Origin of the sequence: Hydrogenovibrio halophilus DSM 15072 (assembly GCF_000384235.1) — a bacterium.
GTDB classification, from domain to species: domain Bacteria; phylum Pseudomonadota; class Gammaproteobacteria; order Thiomicrospirales; family Thiomicrospiraceae; genus Hydrogenovibrio; species Hydrogenovibrio halophilus.
In genome coordinates this window covers 68,017-85,279 of the sequence record NZ_KB913033.1, presented here as the reverse complement: position 1 = coordinate 85,279, position 17,263 = coordinate 68,017, and the positions used below count along the sequence as shown (strand labels likewise).

At 55.3% G+C, this 17,263-nt stretch carries 15 protein-coding genes; 6 read left to right on the top strand and 9 right to left on the bottom strand.

The features are described 5' to 3' along the window. Positions 1 to 10: 10 nt before the first annotated feature. Together A377_RS0100375 and cysS are read left to right on the top strand one after the other, a co-directional pair. The gene (locus A377_RS0100375; RefSeq protein WP_019894072.1) at positions 11 to 1,696 is read left to right on the top strand and encodes a glutamine--tRNA ligase/YqeY domain fusion protein; all 1,686 of its coding nucleotides are present in this window, start codon (positions 11 to 13) and stop codon (positions 1,694 to 1,696) included. Further along, entirely contained in the window at positions 1,693 to 3,096 is a 1,404-nt protein-coding gene (gene cysS, locus A377_RS0100370) for a cysteine--tRNA ligase (protein ID WP_019894071.1), read from the top strand. The genes A377_RS0100375 and cysS overlap by 4 nt, the downstream gene beginning before the upstream one ends. Before the next feature lie 195 nt (positions 3,097 to 3,291). Here the strand turns inward: cysS and A377_RS0100365 are convergent, their stop codons facing one another. Genes A377_RS0100365 through gloB form a run of 3 tightly spaced genes read right to left on the bottom strand, consistent with a single transcriptional unit; the run spans position 3,292 to position 7,791 of the window. Then, positions 3,292 to 5,238 carry a lytic transglycosylase domain-containing protein gene (locus tag A377_RS0100365; RefSeq protein WP_019894070.1) on the bottom strand — a complete coding sequence of 649 codons (1,947 nt, stop codon included), beginning with the start codon at positions 5,236 to 5,238 and terminating at the stop codon, positions 3,292 to 3,294. 45 nt (positions 5,239 to 5,283) lie between these two features. Then, positions 5,284 to 6,960 carry a lytic transglycosylase gene (locus tag A377_RS0100360; RefSeq protein ID WP_157760646.1) on the bottom strand — a complete coding sequence of 559 codons (1,677 nt, stop codon included), beginning with the start codon at positions 6,958 to 6,960 and terminating at the stop codon, positions 5,284 to 5,286. After that, positions 6,961 to 7,791 (bottom strand): hydroxyacylglutathione hydrolase, encoded by an 831-nt coding sequence (gene gloB / locus A377_RS0100355; RefSeq protein WP_019894068.1) that lies wholly within the window; start codon positions 7,789 to 7,791, stop codon positions 6,961 to 6,963. It lies immediately after the preceding gene. Between the two features lie 59 nt (positions 7,792 to 7,850). Here gloB and A377_RS0100350 point away from each other — a divergent pair, with 59 nt between their 5' ends. Beyond that, entirely contained in the window at positions 7,851 to 8,654 is an 804-nt protein-coding gene (locus A377_RS0100350) for a methyltransferase domain-containing protein (RefSeq protein ID WP_019894067.1), read from the top strand. After that, on the top strand, positions 8,651 to 9,103 hold the full coding sequence (rnhA, locus tag A377_RS0100345; RefSeq protein WP_019894066.1) for a ribonuclease HI: 453 nt from the start codon (positions 8,651 to 8,653) through the stop codon (positions 9,101 to 9,103). The genes A377_RS0100350 and rnhA overlap by 4 nt, the downstream gene beginning before the upstream one ends. 13 nt (positions 9,104 to 9,116) lie before the next feature. Here the strand turns inward: rnhA and dnaQ are convergent, their stop codons facing one another. Continuing rightward, the gene (gene dnaQ / locus A377_RS0100340; protein WP_019894065.1) at positions 9,117 to 9,812 is read right to left on the bottom strand and encodes a DNA polymerase III subunit epsilon; all 696 of its coding nucleotides are present in this window, start codon (positions 9,810 to 9,812) and stop codon (positions 9,117 to 9,119) included. Positions 9,813 to 9,882: 70 nt separating this feature from the next. Between dnaQ and A377_RS0100335 the strand changes: the two genes are divergently transcribed. After that, positions 9,883 to 10,308 carry an FKBP-type peptidyl-prolyl cis-trans isomerase gene (locus tag A377_RS0100335; RefSeq protein ID WP_019894064.1) on the top strand — a complete coding sequence of 142 codons (426 nt, stop codon included), beginning with the start codon at positions 9,883 to 9,885 and terminating at the stop codon, positions 10,306 to 10,308. An 80-nt stretch (positions 10,309 to 10,388) separates the two neighbouring features. Here the strand turns inward: A377_RS0100335 and A377_RS0100330 are convergent, their stop codons facing one another. From A377_RS0100330 to rnd, 5 genes are all read right to left on the bottom strand, one after another. Further along, on the bottom strand, positions 10,389 to 11,081 hold the full coding sequence (locus tag A377_RS0100330) for an MBL fold metallo-hydrolase (protein WP_019894063.1): 693 nt from the start codon (positions 11,079 to 11,081) through the stop codon (positions 10,389 to 10,391). Positions 11,082 to 11,263: 182 nt separating this feature from the next. Then, complete coding sequence (locus tag A377_RS0100320; RefSeq protein WP_033422814.1) at positions 11,264 to 11,992, bottom strand: DUF481 domain-containing protein; 729 nt, start codon at positions 11,990 to 11,992, stop codon at positions 11,264 to 11,266. Positions 11,993 to 12,097: 105 nt separating this feature from the next. After that, on the bottom strand, positions 12,098 to 12,937 hold the full coding sequence (locus tag A377_RS0100315; RefSeq protein ID WP_019894057.1) for a mechanosensitive ion channel family protein: 840 nt from the start codon (positions 12,935 to 12,937) through the stop codon (positions 12,098 to 12,100). Between the two features lie 163 nt (positions 12,938 to 13,100). Next, on the bottom strand, positions 13,101 to 14,378 hold the full coding sequence (locus tag A377_RS0100310; protein ID WP_245546745.1) for a 6-phosphofructokinase: 1,278 nt from the start codon (positions 14,376 to 14,378) through the stop codon (positions 13,101 to 13,103). Between the two features lie 109 nt (positions 14,379 to 14,487). Next, a complete protein-coding gene (gene rnd, locus A377_RS11465) occupies positions 14,488 to 15,645 on the bottom strand; it encodes a ribonuclease D (protein ID WP_051083129.1) in 1,158 nt (385 codons plus the stop codon). Between the two features lie 208 nt (positions 15,646 to 15,853). On the opposite strand from rnd, the gene mpl reads away from it, so the two are divergent. After that, the gene (gene mpl / locus A377_RS0100300) at positions 15,854 to 17,263 is read left to right on the top strand and encodes a UDP-N-acetylmuramate:L-alanyl-gamma-D-glutamyl-meso-diaminopimelate ligase (protein ID WP_019894055.1); all 1,410 of its coding nucleotides are present in this window, start codon (positions 15,854 to 15,856) and stop codon (positions 17,261 to 17,263) included.

Below are 17,263 nucleotides of genomic sequence, written 5' to 3'. Positions count from 1 at the left end.
GGACCCATTCATGACACAAGAAGCGGCTGACACCGAGACGGTCAAAACCACCAATTTCATTCGCAATATCATTGACGCGGATCTGGCGCAGGGCAAGCACCAGCGTGTTGTGACCCGTTTTCCGCCGGAGCCGAATGGGTATCTGCACATCGGTCACGCCAAATCCATCTGTCTGAATTTCGGTCTGGCCGAGGATTATCAGGGCGACTGCCATTTGCGTTTTGATGACACCAATCCGATCAAGGAAGAAGCCCATTACATCGATGCGATCAAAGCGGACGTAGAGTGGCTGGGGTTTGAATGGGCCGGTGCCCCGCGATTTTCCTCGGACTATTTCCAGAAATTTTACGACAGCGCCTGTGAACTGATTGACAAGGGACTGGCGTATGTCTGTTTTCTGGATGCCGAGCAGACGCGGGCCTATCGCGGCACCCTGACCGAAGCGGGTCAGGACAGCCCTTACCGTGACACCTCGCCCGAAGAAAACCGGGCGCTGTTTGAACGCATGCGAAAAGGCGAATTCGCTGAAGGCGAGTGCGTGTTGCGTGCCAAAATCGACATGGCTTCCAGTTTCATCTGTCTGCGTGATCCGGCGCTTTATCGGGTGCGATTTGCCCATCATCACCAGACGGGCGATGAATGGTGCATCTATCCGATGTACGATTTTGCCCATTGCATTTCCGATGCGATTGAAGGGGTCACCCATTCCTTGTGTACGCTGGAATTTCAGGACAACCGACGCCTCTATGACTGGGTGCTGGAACATCTGGACGCTTTCAACCGTCCCGACCGGCCGCATCAGTATGAATTTTCGCGCCTGAATCTGGCCTATACCATGATGTCCAAACGCCGGTTGCAACAGCTGGTGAATGAAGAAATTGTTTCCGGGTGGGACGATCCGCGCATGCCGACCCTGTCCGGCCTGCGTCGTCGGGGCGTGACCCCGGCCGCAATCCGTGACTTTGCCGAGCGGATCGGCATTTCCAAAGTGGATTCGCTGACCGAAATGGCGATTCTGGAAGCGGCGATCCGCGACGACCTGAATGTGGTCGCGCCCAGAACTATGGGGGTGCTGGACCCGATCAAGCTGGTCATTGAAAATTACCCGGAAGCACAGACCGAAACCCTGGAAGCACCGATACACCCGCAAAATGACGCCATGGGCACGCGCCGCATTCAATTTGGTCGGGAGGTGTACATCGACCGTGCCGACTTTATCGAGCAGGCGCCCAACAAAAAGTGGAAACGTCTGGCACTGGGCAAAGAGGTGCGGTTGCGCAATGCTTATGTGGTCAAAGCCGAACGCATGGACACCGACGCAGACGGTCGGGTGACCACCGTTTATGCCAGTTATGACCCGGAAACCCTGGGCCAGAATCCGGCGGACGGGCGCAAGGTCAAAGGCGTGATTCATTTTGTGGAAGCTTCAAGCGCGGTGGCGGCGGAATTTCGCGAATACGACCGACTGTTTCAGGTACCGGAACCGGCCAGAGAGGACGATTTCAAAACGGTGCTGAACCCCGATTCTCTGACCATTCGGCGGGGATTTGTGGAGCCGGACATGGCTTCAGCCAAGCCGGAGCAGGCTTATCAGTTTGAACGGGAAGGCTATTTCTGTCGGGACAACCACAATGGCGAGGCGCTGGTGTTCAATAAAACCGTGGGATTGCGCGATACCTGGAGCCAGAAAGCATGAGCCTGAAAATCTACAATACCGAAACCCGGAAAAAAGCCGAATTTGAACCGATTGAACCCGGCAAAGTCGGACTGTATGTGTGCGGCGTGACCGTGTATGACTATTGCCATGTCGGTCATGCCCGGGTCATGGTGGTCTTTGATACGGTGGTGCGCCATCTGCGGGCGCAGGGCTATGATGTGACCTATGTGCGCAACATCACCGACATTGATGACAAGATCATACAGCGGGCGCTGGAAAACAAAGAGTCGGTTCAGGCTCTGACCGAACGTTTTGTTGAGGCGATGCACGAAGACGAAGCCGCGCTCAATGTCCTGCGCCCCGATCAGGAACCCCGAGCCACGGCGTATATGGATCAGATCGAACAGATGATTGCGACCCTGATTGAGAAGGGGCATGCCTATGCGGCCGACAATGGCGATGTCTATTTTCACGTCAAGTCCGACCCCGATTACGGTCGTTTGTCTGGCAAAACGCTGGATGAACTGGTGTCCGGCTCACGAGTGGAAGTCAACAGCGCCAAACAGGACCCGCTGGATTTCGTGCTCTGGAAGGCCTCCAAGCCGGAAGAACCCGCCTGGCCATCGCCCTGGGGCGACGGGCGACCTGGATGGCACATTGAGTGCTCGGCCATGGCCACGCACTGTCTGGGCAAGCATTTTGACATTCATGGCGGCGGTTTGGATTTGAGCTTTCCCCATCATGAAAACGAAATCGCCCAATCCGAATGCGCCACCGGCGAGCATTACGTCAACACCTGGATGCACTGTGGGTTTGTGCGCATTGATGACGAAAAAATGTCCAAATCATTGGGCAACTTTTTCACCATCCGCGAAGTGCTCAAGCTTTATCATCCTGAAGTGGTGCGCTATTTTCTGTTGGCCAGCCATTATCGCAGTCCGGTCAATTACTCCGAAGAAACGCTGGAGTCGGCCAAAGCCAGTCTGGATCGATTGTACACGGCTCTGGATACGGTGCCTGACACCGAGCCAGAGTCTGGAGAAGGCCATCCGGACAATGGAAAGCACTGGGTCGAGGCATTCGAGGCGGCCATGAACGACGATTTCAATACGCCCCAGGCGCTGGCGGTGTTGTTTGATTTGTCCAAAACCCTCAACAAGACTCCCAGTACCCCTTTGCTGAATTGTTTGCGGGAACTGGGTGCCCGGCTGGGCTTGCTGGCAGAAAACCCGCAAGCTTTTTTCAAATGGCAGCCGCAAGCGTGTGAGTCTGATGACTCAGCTCTGGATGAAGCCCGGATTGAGTCGTTGATTGAGGAACGGGCGCAGGCACGTCAAAACAAGGATTTTGCCCGAGCCGATGCGGTGCGGGATCAATTGTTGGAGGCGGGTATTGAACTGCTGGATGGGCCGGAAGGCACCCGCTGGCGGCGGGTTTAGCCATAAAAGCAATCAATGAGCGCAGACTTTCTCAATGATTTTATTTATATTAAGGTTTGACAATATTAGGTCTTCCTAATAATATACGGACATTCATGTTTCTTCATGAGTATCCTCCTCTGATTATTTCAAATTTGAAGTAATGTTCCGCCCCGTCTTTGAACGGGGCTTTTTTTTGTCTGAAATTGGTTGTCTTTATTGTTTGGGCGGGATGATGGGCATGACGTTTTCAAGTCGGTCGTAACGATCCTGAAGGCTGGATTTGAAGATGGTGGTGTATTCCAATACCGCTTTGACGTACTTGCGCGTTTCATTGAAGGGGATGGTTTCCACCCAGCGATCCGCCGGCAGGGGGCGATCTTGCGGTAACCAGGCATCGACGCGTTTGGGGCCGGCGTTATAGGCGGCGGTGGCCAATACCCGATTGCCCTGGTATTTGTCAATCAGATAGCGCAGATAGGCGCTGCCCAGTGCGATGTTGGATTCCGGCTGGGTCAGATGGGTATAGGCCCGTTTTTTGAAGCCATTCTGGCGACCGATGTAACGCGCGGTTCTGGGCAGTAGTTGCATCAAGCCAATGGCACCGGCCGGTGAACTGATGTCGGCGGAAAAGGCGCTTTCACGGCGGATGACGCCATACACCCAGGCGGGATCAATCTGGTTGTCGTTGGCCGCCTGCAGGATCGGTTTTTTGTAGGGCGTGGGAAAGCGCAGAGCCAGATCGTCCCATTTCTGAACCCGGGAAACGGTCTGAATGGCCAGTGAATGGTGGTTCCACTGCGACATCAGTTTGGCCACGCCTTCAAAATCGGCTTCGTCAAGCTGATCCAGCAGGTGGTACCACTCACGCTTGAGATTGCTTTGCCAGCCAATGGCCTTGAGCTCCTGCATGACTTCGATCTGAGGGTACTTCTGTTTCAGGTCAGCCAGTGGCGTCGGTGTGGAAGCGGCCGGATTGAACTGGTAAGGCAGGTTAAGTCGGTCGGCCGACAAAAAACCGTAATAACTGCGGGTTTTTGCCAGGTTTTCCCAGATTCTAGTTGCAGCAGGGTCTTTGTTCAGCACGTCCAGTGCTCTGGCCAGCCAGTATTGCCAACGAGCGTCTTTCTGATCTGTTAATGGCAGTTGTTCATACAACGACAGATAGTGTTCCCAGTCGCCTTCACGAATGGCCACGCGCATTTCCCAATGGATCGCATCCAGATTTTTGTTCTGCGCGTCAACCTGCTTCAGAAATGCTTTGGCCTTGGGGTGATGGCGATAAGCCAGGCGCAGTGACAGGCGGGTGTGCAGGGTGTCGTGTTCTTTCTGGCCGAGACCGTATTGTTCGGTGCGCAGGGCAAGCGCGGACAAAGCCTTTTCCGGATCGCTGTAGCTGATGCGGTGCAGCGCCTGCTTGAAAATCTGTTTGCGAATGACCGGGGTGATGTGGTCCGGCATGGCGTTTTCGATCTTTTTCGGCTGTCGGTAGACCGCAATCCAGAAATCCAGTTGCTTCTGATCGGCGGCCGAGAGGTCTCTGGCGAGGCGACGGGCCGTTTTGGTGTGGCCCTTCTGCATGGCGCGGGCAACCTTGTCCCAGACTCGGGCGCCGGTGATCAAGTCGTTTTGTCTGAGGTAAGTCAGCGGCTTTTGGCAGGACCGTGGCAAGGTCAGATTGGCTTGCCAGAATGCGAGCAGATCGTCATTCAGTGTTTGGGTCTGACCTTTGGCCAGGCGGGCCTGAAAGGCATAGCACTGCAGGTCCTTGGCCCGGTATTCATCCGGCTCAAAGTGCTTGAGATACAGCGCCCAGTTTTTCTGCTTGCCCAGTTTTCTGAGCCAGTCGTCTTTGAGGCGTCGGGGCAAGGGGCTTTGAGGGGAGTGACGTTCAATGAAGTATTCGACCAGGCGATCGGGGGTGACCGACAGGTGGTATTTGTAATCCAGATAGACAATATAAGGGTATAAGGAATAGTCCTTTAAAGACTGTTTGTAGCGGGCGATCAAGGGGCGGTCGTTGGCTTTGATCGCTTCGTAGGCTTCAAGAAAGCCTCTTTGCGGATCGCTCAGTTGACTCCGGTCGATGGCCGCGTTCGCCGAAACGCCGAGTAACAGGTTCAGAATCAGTGCTGACAGAATTCGCTGAACGTTAATGCTCATGGTAACCAGGCCTGGTAAAAAAAGCCCATTTGCGCATCATGAAGTTTAACTTTTGATCCAGACTTGCAGTTCGGTGCCGGGTTGCAGGACATCGTTGGCACTGACGCCATTCCATTTGCACAGATCATCGGTGGTGACCTGATATTTTCGGGCTACGACCCACAGACTTTCGCCTTTTTTCAGGGTGTAGGAGATCTTACGCGACGACGACCCGTCCATTTGGATGCGCAGTCTCTGTCCGGGGCGCAGAGTGTCATTGCGGGACAGACCGTTCCATCTGGCCAGTTGGTCGATGGAGGTGTCGTAAGTGCGGGCAATGGTCCAGAGGCTTTCACCACGGCGTACGGTGTGGCGGTAGCTGTCAGAGCCGCTGCGGCTGGCCAGTTGGGTGCCGCTTTCGCCGCCCGGTACCGGAATCAGAAGCGTTTTTCCGGCGCGGATGAAATCGGAGCGCATGTTGTTGAGTTGCTTGATCAAAGCCACGCGGGTGCCATAACGCTGGGCGATCACGCCCAGGTTTTCGCCGTTGCGAATCTGGTGACGCCGCCAGTTGACCGCGTATTTGTCCGGGGCCTGCTGGTAATCGTTATTGAAGCGTTCGGCCACCGTCAGAGGCAACACCAGTTTGTGCTGACCATCCGGCGGGGTGGCCTGACGCAGAAAACCGGGGTTGAGGTTTTTCAACAACTTGGTCGACACCTCGGTCTGCTGAGCCACTTTTTGCAGGGAAACCTGCCCTCTGATGTCAATCGCAGCCAGAAAAGGCTTGTTGGCGACGGGTTCGAGCGGTACCTGATAACGTTCACGCTGACCGATGATGTGGGAGATGGCCAGAAGCTGGGGCACGTAGTGTCGGGTTTCCCGTGGCAGATAGGGCTGCAGGTTCCAGAAAGTGACGGGGGCATCCGGGCGGACACGATGCAGTTTCCGGGTGGCTTTTCGCACATTGCCATAACCGGCATTGTAGGACGCCAGTGCCAGCAGCCAGTCGTAGTTGTTTTGTTTGTACAGCGACTGAAGGTAATCCAGAGCGGCCAGGGTGCTTCGGTAAACATCGTGGCGGCCGTCATACCACCAGTTGCGTTTGAGGCCATACATGTAACCGGTGGCCGGCATGAACTGCCACAAGCCGGCCGCACTCATGTAGGAACGGGCATAAGGGTAATAGCCACTTTCCACAATCGGCAGCAGGGCCATTTCAAATGGCATCTGGCGTTTCTGGATTTCCTGCAGGATGAAATACAGATAGGGCTTGGCGCGCTTGGAAACCCGTTGCAGATAGGCTTTTTTGTTCAGATAGGACTGAATGTAGTCCTGATAATTGTGGGTGTTGGCGGGCGTCAGAAACAGGTGGTCGCCAATCGTGTCCCAGAGGTTGTCGTACACCGGCTTGGGGTCGGAAAACACATAAAGCTGATCAAGGCCGGTGGTGTCGTCCGAATCCAGCGTCAGTGACTGCAAACGGTAAAGCCCCTGAAGGGTCAGGGTTTCCAGGGTTTCGATGGACAGGGTCTGATAAGCCGCTTCAAAGGGCGCATCCTCAATGGGCAACTTGCCTGTGGCGGACGCAGCGGAAGCGTCGGCGGTTGGGTTGTCCGAGGCGGATGACTGCACCGATGAGAGTTGTGCGCAGCCCGTCATGGCAGAAAGTGCCACGACCAGACCGGACCATTTCAAGGGTCGGGGCATCCATTGCAAAAAGCCAGTTACTCGCCGTTTCATTTAGAGGGTCAGTCCTTTTTCCAGTTCGTCGGTGGCATCAAGTTGGTCCTTCCAGGCGCGCAGTTGAGCGAAAAACGCTTCGGGTTCGTCCTGGGACAGGTGGGCCAATGCCGGGAATCGTTCGATCAGAATGCGTTCCAGAGGCGTGTTCAGATAGCGCAGAAAGGGGTTGGTTGCTTTTTCTTCGCACAACAGGGAGGGCACGGTGCATCGGTCGTTCTGGCGCAGAGTACGCACCCGCTCCAGCCGCTCGCTGATGGCCTGGTTGTCGGGCTCGGCAATGTGCGCAAACATCAGGTTGGCGTAGGTGTATTCGTGGCCGCAATACACCAGACAGTCCCCCGGTAAGGCGTTGAGTGCCATCAGCGAGCGGTGCATTTTTTCCGGCGGAAAATCCCAAATCTTGCCGCAGCCTCCGGCAAACAGCACATCGCCGCTGAACAGCGCCTGAGGATGGTAAAAACAGACATGGTCATCGCTGTGACCGGGGGTTTCGATCACCTTGAAGGACTCACCCAGAACGGAAAGGGTCTCGCCGTCCTTGACTGGCTGGGTAATTCGGTCGCCGAACGGTCCCTGGCCGAAGCCGATCACGGCGGCATTGGCAAAAGCCTGTTGCAAACCGGCAACCCCATCGACGTGATCATAATGGTGGTGGGTGATCAGAATGCCGGTCACCGACAGACCGTGTTCGCGGCAATGATCCAGCACGGGAGCCGCTTCGCCCGGATCCACGACGTAACAGTGCGTCTGTGGCGTTCGGGCCGGATCGGCTTGAGTGATGACCCAAGTGTAATTGTCGGAGCGTGTCGGCAGTCGATGGATGTGCATACGCGATGAAGTGATGTTGTTATAATGGCTGTATTCTAACAAAACAATCGCGATTGGGTATGACGAATACGGCCTTTCAGAGCTTTTTGCTGCGCTGGTTTCAGCTTAAAAACAACCGGTCGCTTTTGCGTCAAGAGCAGATTCTGCTTTCGCAGGCACTGTCGCATGTGTTCGGCCTTTATCTGGTGCAATTGGGGCGCATTTGCCCGCATTCGATGCTGGAAGGCAATCGGGCGCGTCATCACATTCTGATGGACCAGTCCCTGACACGGAATGCCGGTCAGAAACTGATGGGGATTGAGGCCGACATCGATTACCTGCCGTTGAAACCGGACAGTGTGGATGCGGTGGTGCTGCCGCATACGTTGGAATCGGTGCTGGACCCTTATCATCTGTTGCGTCAGATTGATCAGGTGTTGATTCCGGAAGGGCACTTGATTGTGACCGGTTTCAACCCCTGGGGCTGTCTGACCCTGCGCCACCGGTTGGGCGAACATCGTCAGGCGTTTGGCCGGGCCAACCTGATTCGGGCACATCGATTGGTGGATTGGCTGAGTTTGCTGGGCTACGACATCGAGTGGATCAATTACACGCCTGTCACCTGTTTCGGCAAGCCGTCCGACAAACGGGTGACCGCGTGGCAGCAAGGTCTCGATCAAGGCCAGCGCAAACCGGGGCAGAGTCTGGGCAATCTGTATTGTCTGCACGCCAAAAAGCGCGTGTCGGCGCCCACACCAGTGGGGCTGAACTGGCGATTGACGGATTGGCTGGGGCTGAAACGACCGGGGCCTGTGGCGGCCAACCCCAGTCGGGAAGGTTACGATGGTGCCCGATGCGAACAAAAAAAGAAGCTGTTTGAATGAAAAAAGTGTTTATTTATACCGATGGCGGCTGTCGGGGCAATCCCGGGCCGGGTGGCTGGGGTGCGGTGCTGGAGTATGACGGCCACCGGAAATGCCTCAAAGGCAGTGCCCCCGAAACCACCAACAATCAGATGGAATTGACCGCAGCGATTGAAGCGCTGGAAGCGCTGAAACGACCCTGCGAGGTGGTGCTGACCACCGATTCACAATACGTCAAAAACGGCATCACTCAGTGGCTGGCCAACTGGAAGCGTAATCAGTGGCGTACGGCGGCGAAAAAACCGGTCAAGAATCGGTCACTCTGGCAGGCGCTGGATCAAGCCGTTGGGCGTCATCAGGTGACCTGGGAGTGGGTCAAAGGCCATGCCGGACACCCGCAAAACGAGCTGGCAGACGATCTGGCCAACGAAGCCATGGACGCGTTGAACGATCACACCAGGCCTGGTTAAAATAACAGCTTGGTTAAAACGCCAGATCCTTGCCGCTGGCTTCCCTGATTTCGGCCAGCTTGCTGTTGTGGGCGGCCATCTCGTCTTCACTGGCGCGCACAACTCTGAGCGGTTGCTGACGCTGGATGCGAACCTCTTCCGAGCGGGCGTTGGCGCTGGCATCGTCCTGATTCAACCCCAGATCCGTCTGCCCACCGGTCATTCTCAAATACACATCCGCCAGAATTTCCGAATCGAGCAGGGCGCCGTGCAGGGTTCGGTTGGAATTGTCGATTTCCAGTCGCTTGCACAGGGCGTCCAGTGAGGCCCGTTGGCCGGGGTAATGTTTTTTGGCGAGTCTTAGAGTGTCTGTGATCTGGCAATGGTCTTCGATTTTGCCCCAACGGTTGTCGGGCAGTTGTGACAGCTCGTGATTGATGAAGCCCAGATCAAACGGGGCATTGTGAATGATCAGTTCGGCGCCCTGAACAAAGTTCATAAAATCGTCTGCGATCTCGGCGAAAACCGGTTTGTCCTGCAGAAATTCGTCGGTGATACCATGGATCGCAATCGCATCGGCCGGCACGCTCCTTTCCGGGTGAACATACTGGTGATAGTTGTTGTGGGTCAATTTGCGTTTGACCAGTTCCACCGCGCCGATTTCAATGATTTTGTCGCCGGTTTCCGGGTTGAAACCGGTGGTTTCGGTGTCGAGCATAATCTGTCGCATGGGCTGTCCTTTCCTGTCGCGTGCGCGTAAAATATTGTGACCATTTTAAACCAATCACGAAGGAAAACGCATGCGAATCAAAAATGGCAGTCAGGTGACGTTTCATTACGAACTCAGAGACAACAAGGGTGAGCTGGTTGACACCACGTTCGGTGGCGACCCGGTCCATTATGTGCATGGCGAAGGCGAGATTGTCAGCGGTCTTGAAAACTTGTTTGAGGGGGAAGAGCCCGGGTTCGAAGCCAAGGTTACGCTGTCACCCGAAGAGGCCTACGGTGTGCGTCAGGAAGAACTGGTAGTCTATGCGTCGCCGGAAAATTTTGATGACAATGTGACCCTGGAAATTGGCGAAGTGGTGGAAACCGAAGACCCGGAGGGGCAGTTGGTTCAGTTCAGAATCATTGAAATCGACGAAGATAAGGTCTATCTGGATGGCAATCATCCCCTGGCCGATCAGTCGTTGCAGTACAAAGTGGAAATCATGGAAGTGGCCTGACAGTGCACAGTGTGAAGCTGACCGGAAGGACCGGTCAGTGTTCTGCTGGCGGCGGGTTTATTCCCTGAAAACGACTGGTCTCAGTCGTCCAGATCGCCGCATTTCAGGTTGCCGGGCACGGCAATGTCAATCCGTTTTGGGTTGGGCAGGTTCATGCTGTCCATGATGGTTGAAAAGTCCTGATAGGATTTTCGATCGCCCGCCCGTCGATTGAAGTACTTTTCTTCGCCGATGGTGGACTGGGTAAAGCCTTTGTAGTCATGGGCCGGAAACACCATGGTGTCTTCGGGCAGTTTGAACAGGATTTCGGTGAGGGAATGGTACATGGCTTCGTTGGACCCCAGTTGAAAGTCTGTGCGCCCGCAATCCCTGACCATCAGCGTGTCGCCGGTAAAGACGGCCCCATCAATTTTGTAGGTGATGTCGTTGTCGGTGTGTCCGGGGGTGTGGACCACTTCGATTTTCTGTTCGCCCAGAGAAAACACGTCGCCGTCCACAGCGAGAATGTCGGCGCATTCCGATCCGGAGTTTTTGTGTACCACCAGTTCACCGCCAATGCGTTTGCGCAATGGCCCAGCGCCGGTAATGTGGTCGGCGTGAATGTGGGTTTCCAGCAGATATTTTACCTTTAACCCCAGTTCCCGAATGTGGGTTTCGTCCCGATCTACCTGTTCCAATACCGAATCGATCACGGCGGCTTCTTTGCTCTGTTCGTCCCAAAGCAAATAGGTGAAAGTCCAAGTGTCGGCGTCAAACAGTTGTCGAATTTGCATGGGTCACTCCTTTTTTCGTTCCTACCATTATGCAGGTTTTGCGGCATGGCTCAAATCTGTTTATTGGCTAATAAATAAAAGTGATGAGTTGGCTCAGGCCATAAAAAAACCCGATTTTGACCAGGCCTGGTCAAAATCGGGTCGGGCGTTGCGATGGTTGAGCTGAAAGGCCGCTTTAGCCGTTAAAAGTCATAAAGCAGGGTGATGACGGTTTCCGTGTCTTCGTTTTCCTTATCTCCGGCCGGACTGTCGTTGTAGCGGTATTTGTAGGCCAGACGCAGGTTCAGACTGCCATTCAGATTCACCTTGAGCCCGGTATGGGTTTCATACAGTGTCTGTTCGCCACCGGAGAAAATGGACAGGTCCTGCAGAAATCTTACCCGGTCATTGAGGGCGTATTCAAAGTTGCCATAAAATTTGCCGATGGTCTGATCGGCGTCTTCTTCTCCCGAATCTGAGGTGTAGTCAATACTTTGGTAACCGGCACCCACTTCCGCTTGCAGAATCAGATGTTTCTGTTTGTAGAAGTTGTAACCCAGACCTGCCAAATAGTAGGTGGACAGATCAATCGCCGCAAAGCGGTCCTGCTCGGCACGCACCTGACCGAAGCCATAGGCTTTGGGGTGGCTGTTGAAAAACAGGTTGGCCTGGAGGTCGCCTAGGTAGCGCTCTTGGGTGGTATCACCGTCTTCGGACTTGTTGGACCCTTCCACCAGGCCTTTGAGCTCATAGGCTTTTTGCAGATAGTTCAACTTCAGGGCGCCATAAATGGATTCGGTTTCGGTGTTGCCGGTGGTTTGTGAATAACCGGCTTCGCCCGACCCGCTCAGGCCAGTGTCAACGTCTTCGGCCAATACGGGAGAAAGACCGGTGGCCACAAACAGGCTGGAAAAAAGCAGTGTTTTTTTCATGAAATACCTCATGTTGAATCGATGGAAAGTGTAAAAAAGCGACAAAAAGCCGTGTGAGCCGGATGCCATGGCATGTCGGTCAACGGCGTTTAAAAAGGGGTGAGATCAGTCGTTGGACGGCACAGGCTGGTGCAGATGCAAGTCCATTTGTGGAAAAGGGATCGACAACCCGGCTTCATCAAAGGCCAGTTTGACCTTCTCGTTCATGTCCCATTTGACTGGCCACAGATCGTCGGTGTCCACCCAGGGGCGCACCGCAAAATTGACACTGGAGTCACCCAGTTCGCTGATAAAGACGGTGGGGGCCGGGTCTTTGTGAATGCGCTCGTCTTCGGCCACCAGTTTTTCCAGTACCTGTTTGGCCACACGGATGTCGTCGCCATAGGCGATGCCAAACACCATGTCGGCCCGACGGGTCGGACGCGTGGAGTGGTTGACGATGTTGTCCTGATAGATGTTGCCGTTGGGGATCAGGATTTCCTTGTTGTCGGTGGCGCGAAACACCGTGTTGAAAATGCTTATGTGTTCGACAATGCCCGCTGTGCCTGCGGCTTCGACATAGTCCCCGACCTTGAAAGGCTTGTTGATCAGCAGCATCACCCCGGCGGCAAAGTTCTGTAGCGAGTCTTTTAACGCCAGCCCGACGGCCAGCCCGGCGGCACCGACCAGTGCCACCAGCGACGTGGTGTTGATGCCCAGCTGGGACAGCGCTGCGATGATCACAAACAGGGTCATCACCGTGCGGGCAATGGTGACCACAAACCGGGTCAGCATCTGGTCGAGTTTGCTTCGGTCAAGCGCACGGGTGAGCAGCCCGCTCAAACCTTTGACCACCCAGCGACCGATCACAAAGATGCCAATGGCAAACAGAATGTTGGTGCCCCAGGGCAGAATCATGGTTTCCCAGAGGGTTTGTGCGTCAAGTTGGTCGGTGCTCCAGTTCATGAAACGTCCTTGTTTGATAAAAAAAGATTGCTGAGCGTAATTAAAAGCGGTCCAAAAGAATAGCAGAAATGGCAAAAACGAGGCAAATATTTTCGAATCAAAGTAAGGGTTTGACAGGTTGTTTCACATTGTGCCGCCATTGAATCCATGGCGGCACTGTGGTTTATTTCACCACTTTGTAGGGCGTCAGCGCTTTGGGCTCTGTGCTAAATTCCAAGGGCCGTATCGCAGGCAATCCCTGATCGTAAGGGATGGGTCTTTCGCCCTTGATCAGGGGCTGCAGATAATCCATGGCCGCCTGAGTGATGTCCATGCCGTCGTCGGTCAGGAATTCATCGGGAACGCATTTTTCCAGATCGCCGACTTCCAGCAGGTCCACATTGCGATAGCGCCAGACCAGCGGGTTGTGACCGATGACTTCGATCACCGGCAAGACCCCGTGACGGCCGTCCAGTGCCGCTTGAACCGAGGCTTTTCCGGCACGGTACGCCATTTCCCAGTCGGTTTGTGACACCATGTGGCTGGCCGAACGCTGCAGATAGTCCGGGACCGCAAAATGGGTTTTGTAACCCAGGGTATCGGCCACCAGATGGGCCAGCGTATTAGCGACGCCGCCGAGCTGAGTGTAATCGTGATTGTGGGTGTGTTCGACGTTTTCAATGGAAACGTACTGGCCTTGTTCATCTCTCAACCCCTCGGAGACCACGCACACGCAATAGCCTTTTTCCTCAATCAGGCTTTCCACCCGGTCCAGAAAGCGCTGGCGGTCAAGGGCGCGCTCTGCGGGCAGAATCATCAGGGGAACGTCCGGCATGATGGTTTTGATCAGCCCACCGGACAGCGCCAGCCAGCCAACATTGCGCCCCATGGCTTCCAGGCAGAAAAACCGGGTGGAGGTGTTGTGCATGGAATACAGGTCCAGCGTGGCTTCGAGCAGACTGGTGGCCAGATACTTGGCCGCGCTGCCAAACCCCGGACTGCAATGAGACAGAGCCAGATCGTTGTCAATGGTTTTGGCCACGCCGATGCAGGTCACCGGATGTCCTTTGGATGAGCAGTAGTCGGCCACTTTCTGCGCGGTGACCATGGAACCGTTGCCCCCGTTGTAAAAGAAATAACCAATGTCGTAATGTTTGAAGACGGCCAGCACCCGCTCGTATTGCGCCGGATTTTCCTCCAGCCCGTCCAGATCAAAGCGGCAGGCCTGAAACGCGGCACCGGGTTGGGTTTTGAGGCGGTCCAGCACGTCTTCGGAAAGGGCCGAAACGTTGATCAGAGACTCTTCGAGCACCCCGACCACCCCATTGACGGCCGCATAGATGGTGCCGAATTTTTCCGGGTGGCGGCGGGCCATTTCAATCACGCCCGCGGCACTGGCGTTGATCACAGCGGAGACTCCGCCAGCTTGGGCATAAATCACATTACGCGGCATATCAGTCATTTTGAACCTTTTATTGTGCATGGAAATCCGTTCATCGGATGGGTGACGTTATTGTAAAAAGCCTGCAGCGCGCGTGCATGACAAATTTTTTAAGAGCGACAACGTTGTCTCAGGAGAGGGTTTCCTGCAACCCTTTGTCGGTCCACTTGAACGTGGATTTCTGATCGAAAAACCGGCGCAAGGGCACTTCCAGCAACAGTCGCCGCCAGCCGAGCAGGGTGGGAGGCGTTGGGTCGCGCAAAAGCGTCAGCAGTTCGGCCTTGCCCACCCAGTTGCCTGTGTTGAGGCCATAGGCCTGGGTGACCTGGTCGCGCCAGGCCAGAGCCAGGGTCAGTGCCACTTCTTCCTGTGGCAATGCTGGTGGGGGCTTGGGCGCTTTCACCGGCCAGGTGTCGGGCGCTTGAAACACCTCGTCAATCAATGCGATCCAACTGTCGCCGAATTCACGAACACTGGAGGGTTTGATCTGTGGCACCTTGTAGAGTGCCTGAACGGTTTTGGGCGGTCGCTTGGCGATGGCAATCAGGGTGTCGTCACCGAGTACCCAGCGTCTGGGACGGTCGTGCTCGATCGCATAACGTTCGCGCCAGTCGGCCAGTTTCAGTGCAATCGCCTGATTTTTGGCGCCCAGTTTGGACAGGGCTTTCAAACGGTAACCGGCTTTTTCCGGTGCGCTCTGGTATAAGGACGGGTCCAGCAACAGCGCAAAATCTTCTTCCAGAGCCTGTTTTTGCTCTGGGTCCAGCTGCGCCAGTATGCGAGGGTAAAGTTCCGCCAGGCTGGTCACGTCTTCGAGCGCGTAGCGCAATTGGTCGGGCTGCAACGGGCGCTGCGACCAATCGGTCCGGGTCTGATCTTTGGTCATCGGCCAGTTCAGTTCGGCTTCCACCACTCTGGCCAGACCGGCCAGGTGACCGTAGCCCAGAAACAATGCGGCAATCTGGGTGTCAAAGATCGGCGTTGGCAGACAGCCGTGCAGTGCCAGCACCTCCAGGTCCTGACGGGCGCTGTGAAAGACCTTGACCAGATCGGGATCCTTGAAAAGCGCCCACAACGCGCTTAAGTCGTCAAAAGCCAGTGGGTCGATCAGGGCCACATTTCCTTCCGGGGTGGCGATCTGAATCAGGCACAGTTTGGGATAATAGGTGTTGACCCGCAGGAATTCGGTGTCCACCGCAATCCATGGGGTCTGGTGCAAGCTCGCACAAAAGTCGGTGAGCGCCTCGGGGGTGGTGATCTCAGGAATCGTGGTGATAGGTTGGGTCATGAACGCAGTTTATTCGACCCGGCATGGATTGACAAGCCATCCTTGTCACAGGGAAGGCCACTGGCCTCATAGAGCGAACTTATTGGCGAAGGGCGGCATTTTCGTTTATATTGGGCGAATTTCTAGCCCGAAGATTTCATAAAATTTGTGCTTGGTCTGTTTTTACCAGGCCTGGTTAACACTCAGTCAAAGGCATGACTCCGCGAGTATGAGCGATCATTCAAAACTGCATATTCTGGGCGTGGGCGGCACCTTTATGGGCGGATTGGCGCAATTGGCCAAAGCCATGGGGTACGACGTCAGCGGCTCAGATCAGGCGCTGTACCCGCCGATGAGTACCCAGCTGGCGCAGGCCGGTATCGAGGTCAGCGACTATGCTCAGGACCCTTTGCAGTCCGAGCCGGATCAGGTCATTATCGGTAACGCGCTCAGTCGCGGCCATGCGTCGGTGGAATCCGTGCTCAACACGCAACAGCGTTATACCTCCGGGCCGCAATGGCTGTCGGACCACCTTTTGCAGGATCGCTGGGTGGTGGCGGTGGCCGGCACCCATGGCAAAACCACCACTTCGGCCATGATTGCCTGGATTCTGGAATACGCCGGGTTGAACCCCGGGTTTCTGATCGGCGGCGTGCCGGAAAACTTCGGGGTCTCGGCCCGATTGGGTCAGTCGCCGTTTTTTGTGATTGAGGCAGACGAATACGACACGGCGTTTTTTGATAAACGCTCCAAGTTTGTGCATTACCGCCCCAGAACCTGTGTTCTCAATAACCTTGAGTTTGATCATGGCGATATTTTTGCCGATCTGGCGGCCATTCAGACCCAGTTTCATCACCTGGTGCGTACCGTGCCGGGCAACGGTTTGCTGATTGCTCCGGCCGATGAGGCCGCTTTGGACGCCGTGCTCGAACAGGGATGCTGGTCTCAAATCAGCCGGTTTTCGGCACAGAATGACGATGGCATTGAGAACGATTCGACCTGGGCCTATCAGCCAATTCGTGAAGATGGCGGCGTTTTTGCTTTGCACCAGGCCGGGCAGTCGTTGGGCACGGTGCACTGGTCCCTGACGGGCCAACACAATATGCGCAATGCCATGGCCGCGGTGATGGCGGCACAGCATTGCGGGGTCCCGGTCAAGGTCGCCATCGATGCCCTGCATCAATTTGGCGGGGTCAAGCGTCGGCTCAGTGATTTGGGTGAGGTTCGGGGCATTCGGGTGTACGATGACTTTGCGCATCACCCCACCGCGATCGAAAGCACCCTGAAAGGCTTGCGTGCCCGTATGCAGGCGTCTGGCCTGAACGGGCGGCTGGTCGCGGTGTTTGAGCCTCGCTCCAACACCATGCGATTGGGGATGCACCGAGCGCGTCTGCCCAGGTCGTTTGATGCCGCCGATGCGGTATGGGCTTTTATTGACCCGGATTGGGGCTGGTCATTGCCTGAGGACGACTTTCAGGCAAGCGTCTCGGTGGCCGACAGTTACGAAGGGCTGCTGGCTCAGCTCACAACCATGCTCCAGCCGGGAGATCAGGTGGTTTTGATGAGCAACGGCGGTTTTGGCGGATTGCCGCAGAAACTTTTAAACGAACTGAAACAACAAGGTGAAGACCGTGTCTGA